The sequence below is a fragment of the Achromobacter sp. JD417 genome, from assembly GCF_041879325.1.
Classification (GTDB): domain Bacteria; phylum Pseudomonadota; class Gammaproteobacteria; order Burkholderiales; family Burkholderiaceae_B; genus Achromobacter; species Achromobacter mucicolens.
The window spans coordinates 3,659,509-3,671,555 of record NZ_CP087159.1; the positions used below are offsets into that span (position 1 = coordinate 3,659,509).

At 66.7% G+C, this 12,047-nt stretch carries 9 protein-coding genes; 2 read left to right on the forward strand and 7 right to left on the reverse strand.

Annotation, left to right across the window (positions count from 1 at the left end):
• Nucleotides 1-167: 167 nt before the first annotated feature.
• Nucleotides 168-482: an ATP-dependent Clp protease adapter ClpS gene (gene clpS / locus LN047_RS16840; RefSeq protein ID WP_056324280.1), complete on the reverse strand. Its 315-nt coding sequence runs from the start codon at nucleotides 480-482 to the stop codon at nucleotides 168-170.
• Between the two features lie 226 nt (nucleotides 483-708).
• Here clpS and LN047_RS16845 point away from each other — a divergent pair, with 226 nt between their 5' ends.
• Together LN047_RS16845 and LN047_RS16850 are read left to right on the forward strand one after the other, a co-directional pair.
• The gene (locus tag LN047_RS16845) at nucleotides 709-954 is read left to right on the forward strand and encodes a cold-shock protein (RefSeq protein WP_006220277.1); all 246 of its coding nucleotides are present in this window, start codon (nucleotides 709-711) and stop codon (nucleotides 952-954) included.
• Nucleotides 955-1,047: 93 nt separating this feature from the next.
• Complete coding sequence (locus LN047_RS16850; RefSeq protein ID WP_373979647.1) at nucleotides 1,048-1,593, forward strand: DUF192 domain-containing protein; 546 nt, start codon at nucleotides 1,048-1,050, stop codon at nucleotides 1,591-1,593.
• A gap of 97 nt (nucleotides 1,594-1,690) precedes the next feature.
• Here the strand turns inward: LN047_RS16850 and pcaF are convergent, their stop codons facing one another.
• The 6 genes from pcaF to xseA all read right to left on the reverse strand — a co-directional run bounded on the left by pcaF (nucleotide 1,691) and on the right by xseA (nucleotide 11,904).
• Nucleotides 1,691-2,896, reverse strand: coding sequence for a 3-oxoadipyl-CoA thiolase (gene pcaF / locus LN047_RS16855; protein WP_056324277.1), 1,206 nt, complete (start codon nucleotides 2,894-2,896; stop codon nucleotides 1,691-1,693).
• A 166-nt stretch (nucleotides 2,897-3,062) separates the two neighbouring features.
• The gene (locus LN047_RS16860; protein WP_373982144.1) at nucleotides 3,063-4,460 is read right to left on the reverse strand and encodes a chloride channel protein; all 1,398 of its coding nucleotides are present in this window, start codon (nucleotides 4,458-4,460) and stop codon (nucleotides 3,063-3,065) included.
• 94 nt (nucleotides 4,461-4,554) lie between these two features.
• Nucleotides 4,555-6,270, reverse strand: coding sequence for a methyl-accepting chemotaxis protein (locus LN047_RS16865; RefSeq protein ID WP_373979649.1), 1,716 nt, complete (start codon nucleotides 6,268-6,270; stop codon nucleotides 4,555-4,557).
• A 278-nt stretch (nucleotides 6,271-6,548) separates the two neighbouring features.
• On the reverse strand, nucleotides 6,549-7,127 hold the full coding sequence (gene sodB, locus LN047_RS16870; RefSeq protein ID WP_056324270.1) for a superoxide dismutase [Fe]: 579 nt from the start codon (nucleotides 7,125-7,127) through the stop codon (nucleotides 6,549-6,551).
• A 154-nt stretch (nucleotides 7,128-7,281) separates the two neighbouring features.
• Nucleotides 7,282-10,491 (reverse strand): ankyrin repeat domain-containing protein, encoded by a 3,210-nt coding sequence (locus tag LN047_RS16875; RefSeq protein ID WP_373979651.1) that lies wholly within the window; start codon nucleotides 10,489-10,491, stop codon nucleotides 7,282-7,284.
• 45 nt (nucleotides 10,492-10,536) lie between these two features.
• The gene (gene xseA, locus LN047_RS16880) at nucleotides 10,537-11,904 is read right to left on the reverse strand and encodes an exodeoxyribonuclease VII large subunit (protein WP_373979652.1); all 1,368 of its coding nucleotides are present in this window, start codon (nucleotides 11,902-11,904) and stop codon (nucleotides 10,537-10,539) included.
• Nucleotides 11,905-12,047 lie beyond the last annotated feature (143 nt).

The window sequence follows — 12,047 nt, forward strand, 5'->3', positions numbered from 1 at the left end:
GGCGAAACCCTCCCCGCCCACTAGAATGCAACGCTCCTTAGCGGCGGAGCTGCCGACCCGCATGCGCCGCGCGCTTCCCGTTACGCGGCAAAACCGTTCATCCCGTCATCCGGATGCAATCGGCAGCACAACGCCGCCATTGCTGGCGGCGCTGTCTTTTTTCGTTTTCAAACCGGTTCCATCACGCACTGCAACGGGTGCTGGCGCGCCCGCGCATATTGACCGACCTGCGCGATGCGCGTGGCCGCGAGGTCGCGCGGGTAAACACCGCAGACGCCTCGACCTTCGTGATGGACCTGCAGCATGATCCGCGTCGCCTCTTCCTGATTCTTATTGAAGAATTTCTGCAGCACTTTCACGACGAACTCCATAGGGGTGTAGTCGTCATTGAGCAGCAGCACCTGGTACATCGGTGGCGGCGCAGCGCGAGCCGGCGCCTTTTCGACGACCAAGTCATGCTGGGAATCCAAGGTAGAACTCATAGGGCGGGTATTCTATTTAAACTGGGGACGGCAACCACTCAACTTACTGAAAATTACACGCAGAAATACGTAGTATCCATACTTGACTAGGTCAAGAAAAGCGGCGCATTATCCACGCATTCTGGGGTTTTCAATTCACCGAAAATCTGCCAGGAAGCCGGAGGGGGGACAGGGGTCTAGACCACAATGCCCTTCTGTCAACATACGATTCAATGAGGCAGGCCGCATGTCTGATACGACCGCAACCGCCGTCCAAGGGGACAATCCCAAATCGACGGGCACCGTCAAATGGTTCAACGATGCAAAGGGGTTTGGCTTCATTACGCCCGACGATGGCGGTGAAGATCTGTTCGCCCATTTCTCGTCCATCCAGATGAATGGTTTTAAAACCCTGAAAGAAGGCCAGAAAGTGGCCTTCGAGATTATCCAGGGGCCTAAAGGCAAACAGGCGCTCAATATTACGGCAGCCTGAGTTACCCTTTAAAGCGCAACGGTAAGGTTGCGCCATTATCCAGGCGGGGCTTTCGGGCCCCGCCTTGTTATTTTCTAATTACTCCGCCGGACCATGCTGAAGATTGCCGTTTTGTTTCCCATTGTGCGCTCACTGTTCAAAACAACGTTCACCAAGGCATCGTCAGCGGGAACTGCGGCGGGGCGCAAGGGTTCGGTGATTGCCGCCGCGGCCATCGCGTTCGCAACCGCCGCCCTGCCCTTGCCGGCCGGCGCCCAGCAACAGACCGGTCCGCAACCCAAGCTGCCGACCACCCAGCTGTCGGCAGGCATCCATATTATCCGCGCGGAAGTCGCAGACACGGATGCCACGCGGCGCGACGGCCTGATGTTCCGCAGGGAACTGCCGGGCAACGACGGCATGCTGTTCGTCTTTGACCGCCCGGACGTGCAGTGCTTCTGGATGCGCAACACACTGCTGCCCCTGTCGATTGCCTTTATCGCCGACGACGGCACGATCGTCAACATCGAGGACATGGCGCCGCAGACCGAAGATCCCCATTGCGCGAAAAAGCCCGTGCGCTACGCGCTGGAGATGGCGCAGGGGTGGTTCGACGCCCACGGCATCTCCGCGGGCAAGAAGCTGGACGGGCTGCCTTGATTCGGCCGGCATCTGTCAGCACCGATACACGACAAAGGGAGCCCGAGGGCTCCCTTGTCGTTGGGGCGGCAGGTACTGTCCGCCCGGGGTCATTGCCTTACACGCGTTCGACGATCAGCGCGATGCCTTGGCCGACACCGATGCACATCGTGCACAGGGCATAGCGGCCACCGGTGCGATGAAGCTGGTTAATGGCCGTGGTGGCCAGACGCGCGCCGCTGGCGCCGAGCGGATGGCCCAGGGCGATGGCGCCGCCGTTCGGGTTCACACGCGGGTCGTTGTCGGCGATGCCGAGCTGACGCAGCACGGCCAGGCCCTGCGCGGCAAACGCTTCGTTCAGTTCGATCACGTCCATCTGATCCAGCGTCAGGCCGGTCTGGGCCAGCACCTTTTGCGTGGCGGGCGCCGGGCCGATACCCATGATGCGCGGCGCGACGCCGGCGGTCGCCATGCCGACCACGCGGGCGCGCGGGGTCAGGCCATGACGGGCGGCGGCCTTTTCGTCGGCCAGCAGCAGCGCGGCGGCGCCGTCGTTCACGCCCGACGCATTGCCGGCGGTGACGCTGCCGCCTTCGCGGACCACCCCCTTGAGCTTGGCCAGCGACTCCAGCGACGTTTCACGCGGGTGCTCGTCCTTGGACACGACGATGGGATCGCCCTTCTTCTGGGCGATCGACACGGGCACGATCTCGGCGTCGAAGACGCCTTCCTTTTGTGCGCGAGCGGTCTTTTGCTGGCTGGCCAGCGCGAACAGATCCTGGTCGGCGCGGCTGATGTTGAAGTCGTCGGCGACGTTTTCGGCGGTCTCGGGCATCGAGTCCACGCCGTATTGCGCCTTCATCAGCTTGTTGATGAACCGCCAGCCAATGGTGGTGTCGTAGATGGCGGCGCTGCGCGAGAAGGCGCTATCAGCCTTGCCCATGACGAACGGGGCGCGGCTCATGCTTTCCACGCCACCAGCCAGCATCAGGCCGGCTTCACCGGCGCGGATGGCGCGCGCGGCGGTGCCGATGGCGTCCAGGCCGGAGCCGCAAAGGCGGTTGACGGTAGCGCCGGGCACTTCGATCGGCAGGCCGGCCAGCAGCGTGGCCATGCGGGCCACGTTACGGTTGTCTTCGCCCGCCTGGTTGGCGCAGCCCATGATGGCGTCGTCGAGTTCTTCCCAGCGCACGCCGGGGTTGCGCGCCACGAGGGCCTTGATGGCTACGGCAGCCAGATCGTCGGGCCGCACGGAAGCCAGCGCACCGCCATAGCGGCCGAAGGGGGTACGGATCGCATCACAGATAAAGGCATTCACGGTCATGGGAAGCTCGGAGTGAAGTGAAAGAACTCGGGATCGGACGATCTTAACGCAGCGGTTTCGCGCCAAGTTGGTGCGCCGCACGGATGTCCGCTGCACGGACAGTGTCCAATGGACGTTCACATTAGGCCGCTGTGCGGCGCCCGAAAACGGGCACCCATGCACGCGATCAGGGCGTCCCGGCCTTGGCCGCGCGGCCCGCCTCGACGATGGCTTGCCGACGGAAACGGCCGGCCGCCAGATGGTAGAACGGTTGCGGGCAGAATTGGCGCGACACGCCGGACGCCAGCAGCGACGCCACCAGCAGCCAGAACAGCATGGGCTGGCTGCCAGTCATTTCCATCACCACCACGCTGGCCGTCAACGGCGCCTGCGTGGCGGCCGCCAGAAAGGCGGCCATCGACACCAATACCAGCACGCGCTGGTCGACGCCGTTGCCCGCGAGCTCCCAGATGTGGTGGCCGATGCCCGCGCCCGTGGTCAGCGCCGGCGTGAAGATGCCGCCGGGAATGCCCGCCCAGTACGACGCCACGGTCGCGAACAGCTTGGCGATGCCAAACCCGTCCGGCACCACCGAGTCCTTCCCGTTGAGCAGATCGGCGGCGGCGGCGTAGCCGGTGCCGTAGACGCTGCCCGCAGTGCACAGGCCGATGACCGCCAGGGCCAGGCCCATGATGAACGCCGTCCAGATCGGATGCGCCCGGATCCAGCCGCGCCACGATTGCGGCGCCGCCAGGACGGGGCCCTTGCCCAGCAGGCGGGCGAAGATGCCGCCCAGCGCGCCGTTGAGCGCGCCGCAGATGACGATCCACATCAGCATGTTCTGGGACAGCGGCGCGCCGCCGAACACGCCGAAATAGGGATTGTTGCCTTCAACGGCCACGACCAGAAAGCCGGCGGCCAATACGCCGATCAGCACCAGGCGCTGCCAGCGCAGCACCGTGCCGCGGCCCAGTTCCTCGATCGCGAAGATGACCCCGGCCAGCGGCGCGTTGAACGCCGCGGCCAAGCCGCCCGCGGCGCCCGCGGCGATCAGCTCGTTGGCGTGAAAACCGCGCAACTGCAGGCCGCGGCGCTTCCAGAAGTCGCCCCATGCCAGCATCAGCGCTGCGCCGACCTGCACCGAAGGCCCCTCGCGGCCAATCGACGCGCCCGCCAGCATGCCAAAGAACGCCAACGGGATTTTCCAGAGGCTTTGCGCCAAGGACACCAGGCTGCTTTGGCTGGGCCCCGGCGGCAGCGACAACGCGCCAATGACCTGGGGAATGCCGCTGCCCGAGGCATTGGGCGCGAAGCGCAACGTGAGCCAGCGCAAGGCGGCGAGGCCGAAAGGCATCACCAGCAGCGCGAGCCATCCGTTGTAAGCCACCCACTGCCGGTTCCAGGCCAGCGCCTTGTCGGCAAGATAGGCAAAACCCAGCGACATGAGCGCCACCAGCGCGGCGCCACCCAGCAGCAGCCCCAGTTGCACGCTTTTGCGTGACAGCCGGTTGACCTGACGCACCTTGCGGCGCGTGAGCCGGCGTGTTCGGGCAATGACGCGGCGGACGGGGTCGGGCAGGGGCATGGACGAGAAATGGGTGGTGTGGCGGGTTGCCAACCATACCATCCCCGCCTGACCCGTAACCGAACGGCCGCCACCTGTCGCGGGGTCGGCCGCCTTAGAAGGACGACCAGTCGTCGTCCTGCGAGGCGTTGGCCAGCGCCGGCCGGGCCTGCACCGGGCGCGCGGCCTGCGCGGCAGCGGCGGGCTTGCGCGCGGCGGTGCGTTCCGACGGCAGCAACCGGGCTTGCGCCTGAACCGCCGTCGCGCCGCCCGCATCGACCTTGAAGCGGCGCACTTCCTGCGCCAGGCGGGTGGCCTGCTCCTGCATGCTGGCTGCGGCCGCTGCCGCTTCCTCGACCAGCGCGGCGTTCTGCTGGGTCACGGCGTCCATCTGCGACACGGCCTGATTCACTTGGCCGATGCCGGCCGATTGCTCTTCCGAAGCGCCCGAGATCTCGCGCACCAGGGTTGCAACCTGGCGCACGCTGTCGACCACTTCGCGCATCGTGCGTCCGGCTTCGTCGACCTGACGCGTGCCGCCTTCGACGCGAGTCACGGATTCATCGATCAAGGCCTTGATCTCCTTGGCGGCCACGGCGGAACGCTGGGCAAGCGTGCGCACCTCGCCCGCCACGACAGCAAAGCCGCGTCCCTGCTCGCCCGCACGCGCGGCTTCCACCGCGGCGTTGAGCGCCAGGATGTTGGTCTGGAATGCAATGCCGTCGATCACGCCCGTGATGTCGGCGATGCGGCGCGAGCTGTCGGAAATTGCGCTCATGGTCTGCACCACGCCTTCGACCACTTCGCCGCCGCGCACGGCAACGCTGGACGCCTGGCTGACCAGACGGTCGGCTTCACCGGCGTTGTTGGCGTTTTGCTGCACCGTGCTGGTCAGTTGCTCCATCGACGCCGCGGTCTCTTCCAGCGAGGACGCCTGCTCTTCCGTGCGCTGCGACAGGTCGGAGTTGCCCTGTGCGATCTGGGACGACGCCGAAGCGATGTTCTCGCAGCCGTCGCGCACGTCCTTGACGATGCGAGCCAGGCTTTCGTTCATGGCCTTGAGCGCCGCCATCAGGTCGCCGGTTTCGTCGCGCGTGGCGACGCGGATATCGGCAGTCAGGTCGCCCGCGGCCACCTGGCGCGCCGCCGACACGGCCTCGCTCAGCGGACGCACGATGCCTCGCGTCACCAGCCACCCCAGCAGCATGCCGATGGCCACGCCGGCGATCGCAAGCGCGATCATGACAGCGCGAACCGTGTTGTAGAGATCCGTCCCGTCCTGCACGGAAAGCTCGGCGGACTTTTCCTTGTTGACCGCCAGGTCGGTCATCAGGTCATCGAGCTTTTGCGACGTCGCGATGACGCGCTTGTCGGTCTCGGCCACGCGTGCGTCGGTCTGCGTCAGCGGCTGCGACTTGGCCGCCTCGAAGAACGCCATGGCCTCGCGCTTCCATGCCTGCTCCGTTTCATTGAATTGCGCCAGCAGGCGCTTGGCCGGTTCGCCGTAGAAATTCTCGGCTGCCTTGTCCCGCAACCCGTCCATGGTCTTGACCGCATCGTCGAACTGCTTGCGCAGCGCCAGCCGCGCGTCCTCGGAGGAGGCGGCCAGGTAGGCGTTACGCGCACGCCCCGCGTAGATGAGGTTGAGGTTGGCTTCCTTCAGATCCGAAATGCCGCGCAGTTCGGTGTCGTAAAGCCTGTCATTCATTTCATTGATGCGCGACAGCCCCCATACGCCGAACGCCCCGATCGCACCGCCTATCACCGCCACCAGCAAAAACGCGCCCGTCAGGCGTGACCCGATGCGCATTCCCGAAAATAACCGCAACATGCTTCCCTTCCCTGTGAGTGCCCCGGCTTGTAGCGGCGCTGCCGCAGCCCTGCGCTCCGGGGTAGAGGCGCAGGCCGGAGGAAACGATAGCGACGTTTGGCTTAGGGCTTACCCTGAAGAGAAGCCAGTTCCCGTGTCAGTTTCGTGTAATGAAATCGACAGTCGACACGGGTTTTTGAAACTGAATTTTTCCTGAACGAAAGAAAACCCCTCGCCGGGGCGAGGGGTCGTTTTCACGGGGTGCGGCGCGGGGGCCGCATGGCGCCCGGAACTGGAAATCAGGCGAAGTTCTTCGCCGCAAAATCCCAGTTTGCCAGTGCCCAGAAATTCTCCAGATACTTGGGACGCGCGTTGCGGTAGTCGATGTAGTACGCGTGTTCCCAGACATCACAGGTGAGCAGCGGCTTGTCGGCCGTCGTGAGCGGGGTGGCGGCGTTGCTGGTGTTGACGATGTCGACCGAGCCGTCGGCCTTCTTGACCAGCCAGGTCCAGCCCGAACCGAAGTTGCCGGCAGCCGATTTGTTGAAGGCTTCCTTGAAGGCGTCGAAGCTGCCCCACTTGGCGTTGATGGCGTCAGCCAGCGCGCCGGTGGGAGCGCCGCCGGCCTTGGGAGCCAGGCTGTTCCAGTAGAAGGTGTGGTTCCAGACCTGAGCGGCGTTGTTGAAGATGCCACCCGAGGACTTCTTCACGATGTCTTCCAGCGACAGCGTTTCGAATTCCGTGCCCGGGATCAGGTTGTTCAGATTCGTGACGTACGTCTGGTGATGCTTGCCGTAGTGGAACTCCAGCGTTTCCTTGGAGATGTGCGGCGCCAGGGCGTCGAGTTCGTAAGGCAGGGGGGGAAGAGTATGTGCCATGTGATGGTTCCTTCTGTTGAGAGCACGATCAAGCCGGTCAATTGTATCGGCAACTCCTGAGGATACCGTGTTAACCCCGCGCTGGCGCGGGGTTAACGGGCACATGCTTATTACCGGGCCGTCCAGGCGACGGCCCAAGGCCGCGGGCATCTGGTCACTTCGTGTAGCGCAGTTCCCTGCCGCCGGCCGTCTCGACCAAGGCGCCGTCGTCGGCCACGGCCAGGACTTTGTGCAGCGGCGCGCTGGCCGCGCCGTCCGGCACGTCGATATCGATGCGAATGGACCGCGTGGCCGGATCGATGCGGCTCACGTCCACCTCATGCCAGCGTTCGCCAGCCGGCAACGGCACGAATACGGCCAGGGACTTCAACGCGCCCTCGGCGATGGGCACGCTGACGCCGTCCGCGCCTTCCGATCGGCGCGGTCCGCCGCCGTAATCGGCATCAGCCGACGACGCCGCCACATCGATGCTGACCGGCCTGCCGCGGTGATACACCCGCACCGTCAGCATGCCGGGCTCGGCGGGCAGGCTGTCGGCGCGCACGTCGGCGATGGCTGAAAATGGCCGCAGCGGCGGCGTGTCCAGGATAATCTGCTTGCCGTCGGCGCGCCAGACTCCGCGCGCGTTGATGTCGACGGCGCCATAGCTCAGGAAGTATTCAAAGCTGCCGTCCTCGCGCAGCAGCAATTCGCTGCCGACCTCCCGAACACCGCCGAGGAAATAGTGCCCGGGAACGCGGATGGCTTCGGTGGATTTGTTCGCGGCCTTCGCGCCCAGGCGCCGGCCTTGCGCGGCCGGTGGCGCGCACTCCGCCTGCAGCGTGACGCCCGCGTCCTGCAGCGTCTTCGCGAAGACCGGATCGGACTGGCAGACGAGCGCCATGCGAAACGACTGCCCGGACGGCGCGACAGCCGCATCGAACCGCGCGCGATGCCGCGCCAGCAAGGCCAGCATCCCGGGCTGGCCGGTTTCTAGCGCAACCCATGCAGGCCCACGCCCCGAGGCGGCGCCGGCGTCAGGGCTCGCGCCCGCCTCCAGCAGCGCATCCGCCAGGTCTTGGCGGCCCAGTTGTATCGCAGCCGTCAGCGGCGTGTCGTCGCCGGCCACCGGCGCATCCAGGTCGGTTCCCGCGTCCTTGAACTGGCGCAGCACCTGGACCACGGTGTCGTGCCGCGCGGTGATCAGTTGCCGGCTTTGCAACAGCGTCGACACGACGCGCTCGGGCAAGCGGCGTCCATCACGCGCGCATGCCGATTCGTGGCCGGTGAACCCGGCCGCATGCAGTTGCGCAAAGTAGCCGGGCTTGTCGACCAGCACGAACTCGGCGTTGTCCGGCAGGCAGGCCTGCGCGATCGCCTGGCCATTCGCGGCACTCACGCGGCGCACCGTGTCGATGTCGCCTGACACCACGGCGGCGTTGAGCAGCGCGTACGGATTGGGCGCTGCCGGTAGCCGCGGGTCGTCGAAGCGGGCGCCGGCGCGCAGCAGCCGATCCAGCATGGCGGCGTCCTGACGGCCGATCAGCCAATACAAGGCGCTCTCGCCGTCCGGTGCGATGGCGGCCGGGTCCGCGCCCTTGGCGAGCAGCGCATCGACGACGGCGACGTGGCCGGACGTGGCCGCCAGCAACAGGGGCGGCGTGCCGCCCGCATCCTCCGGCCCCGCTGGCGCGGCATTCCGCCCGGCCGCCGGCGCCGGCGGATTCACCGGCACGCCAGCGTTGATCAGCATCAGGGCGAGCGCCGTATCGCTGTTTTCCAGCGCCTGGCGGATGGCGCCCGCGTCCAGGGTTTTCATGTCGAACCCCGCGTCCGCGAACATGCGCAGGACCGCCGCTCCCTGCCCGCCCGGTCGCCGCAACAGCTGCGCCACCGGCGAGTTGCCGGGATCCTGCAACGCCGCGCGCAAGGCGTCGGGCGTCATCGCGGACAAGAGAGTGCGCAGCAGCGTCGTGTCCCCGGCCCGCACCGCGGCATCCAGCGCCGACTGGCGGTCGTAGCCGTCGCGCCGCAAGCCGGGATCGGCGCCCCCGGCGAGCAGCGTCTTGACGACATCAGGCTTGCCGGCTTGCACGGCATCGGCCAGCGGGGTGTTGCCATGCGGCTCCGCCGGGTCGCCATCGACCGGCGCCCCCAGGGCCAGCAGGCGCCGCACCGTCTGCGCGTCGCCGCGCTGTGCGGCCAGGTTCATGATGGGCCGGTTGCCCATCTCGGGTTTGGCGAAGAGCAGACCGCCTGAGCCCACCTGCGGGCCGCGTTGCGCAAAGGGCATGTCCGCGCGCAGCAGCAACCCGGCGGCCTCCGGGTGCCCGCCTTCGACCGCCGCCTGCGCCGCGTCCAGCCACACATCGCGTTCCCCGCTCTCGCCCCACCCCGTGGCGGGGATCGTGCGCGGTCCCTGCTCCATTAAGAACGACACCGCCTGAGCATCACCCCGGTAGGCGGCGAACGCCAGCGCGGTCAGCTCCTCTTCATAAGCGGGACGGCTGCCCGAGGCGGCCAACGCGCGCAGCGCTTCTGCCCCTTCGGTCAATTCCACCAACGGGAGCCAGCACAGGAAGTCGGCCGCCGGCCGCACCCGGCCTTGGCTGTCGGTGATCGCGCTGGACGCAGCACCCGTGTCTGCAGCATCCAGCGCCGCATAGGGACGGCTGGCGCCGGCGCCGAACAATGCCACCACCATCCGCGTCATGCTCTTGCGATCGACAAGGCGCGGCAGGTAGGTCATGCGCACCGCAAATTCGAAATCGCGATTCAGCAGGAATTCCAGGGGCGTGTCGTTGGCGTCGCCACGCTGGTTCGGGTTGGCGCCGGCGGCCAGCAACGCCTCCATCGTCTCGGGCGAGCCATACAGCAGCGCGAGGTGCAGCGGCGGGCGGCGTGACTCGTACGTGATGTCATCCAGCGCGGGCTTGGTAGCCAGCAATGCCGCCAGCATGCGCGCGCGGGCCGGCAGGCCGGCTTCGTGGGCCTGGCGCAGCCGCGCGGAATCTTCCGGCGTCAGGTCCCAATACACGTACTGCGATCGCAGGCCGCGGGGCGGCATCAGCAAAGCGTGCAGCAACGGCACGCCGTTCAAGGCATAGTCGCCAGGGCGATCCACCTGCGCCAGCGCGGCCAGAAACGCCGCCTCATCGTTGCGGCTGACCGCCGCGAACAACGCCTCGGTCTGCGGGGTGTCGGCGTTTTTGTATTCGCGGTACGGCGACGCACAGTTGCAATCGGCGGCTGCGGCTGCGGGCGGCGTGACCGAGGGCGCGGTGGCTGCGGGCGCTGCCGCCGCCGCCACGGCGCCAACCCCCGTTGCCCATATCGCCGCGGCCAGACCGGTAGCCGCCCATTTCAGATTTCTGTCTTGGAACATCCTGCCGCCATGGTTTGGGGGGAAAGGATTTGCGGCGCGGAAAGATCAGCTTGGGTCGCGCGTGGAACGCGTGGATTGCACCTGGACCTGCGCGCCGCCCTGCGCGAAGCTCAGGTCCAGCGGCTGGCCCGCCGATAGCGCGGCCGCGTCGCGAACAATGCGGCCCTGCTCGTCTCGGGCAATCGCGTATCCGCGCGCCAGCGTGTTCCCCGGATCCAACGCGCGCAACTGCGCGGATGCGGCGGCAAGCCGGTTGCGACGCTCGACGAGCAATCGCGCCTGGGCCTGGCCCAGACGGCGCACGGCGCCGGCCAGGCGTTCCGCCGCCCGGCCCGTGTCGGGCACGCGATGAGTGAGGCGCTGGGCCAGCAGATTGACCCGCGCGGTGCGCCGTCCTTGCGGCGCCGACCAGGCCGAGGCCAGGCGGTACTGCAGGCTGTTCAAGCGTTCGCGCTGGTGCTGCAAGCGCTGCGCCGGGGAAACGAGCTGCGCGGTGGCGCGATCCAGGCGCTGCGCCGCCCGCTCAAGCCGCCGTTGCTGGCCCCGCACCATGGTCTGCAGGGTCTGCATGACGCGGCCGAGCAATTCGGCGCGCGGCGCGCATGCCAGTTCTGCAGCGGCAGTGGGCGTGGGCGCCCGCAGGTCGGATACGAAGTCCACGATGGTGAAGTCGGTCTCGTGGCCCACGCCGCTGATGACGGGGATCTCGCTGACCGCCACCTGGCGCGCCAGATCCTCGTCGTTGAAGCTCCAGAGGTCTTCGATGCTGCCGCCGCCGCGCACGAGCAGCAGCGTATCCACTTCGGCCCTTTCATTGGCCAGACGCAATTGGGCGGCCAGCTTGTTCGCGGCGTCCGCACCCTGAACCGGGGCCGGATAGATGATGACCGGAACCTGCGGCGCCCGCCGGGCCAGCGCCGACAGCACGTCGCGCAGCGCCGCCGCATGCAACGAGGTGATCACGCCGATCGCGCGGGGCAGCCGGACCGGCTCGCGCTTGCGGGCCGGATCGAACAGCCCCTCGGAAGCAAGCTGCTCTTTCAGTCGCAAAAAGGCCTCGTACAGATTGCCTAATCCTGCCCGTCGCATGGCGTCAGCCTGCAGCTGATAGTCGCCCCGCGGCTCATACAGGGAAACCCGGGCGCGGATCTCGACCTGGTCGCCCGCCCGGGGCACGAAACCCACGGCGCTGGCGCGGCTGCGGAACATGACCGCCCGCACGGCGGCCCGGCTGTCCTTGAGCGTGAAGTACCAATGCCCGGATGCCGCCTGCGTGAAGTTGAAAATCTCTCCACGCACCCACAGCGCCGGGATGCTGCGCTCCAACAACTGCCCCACTGCTTGGTTCAACTGGGCAACTGTAAGGATTTCCCGCGCAAATGCGTTGTTTGTGACTGGGAGTTCAATTGTCATGGGGCTTTCCGATGCGAACCTGTCCACAGGGCAGGCGGAGCGGGCCGCAATGATACCGCGTCCCCAGGAATTTGCAGCAACGGCCCAGAAACGCAGCAAATTCGGTGTAAGTACATGATTTATATATTCTTTTATACGATAAG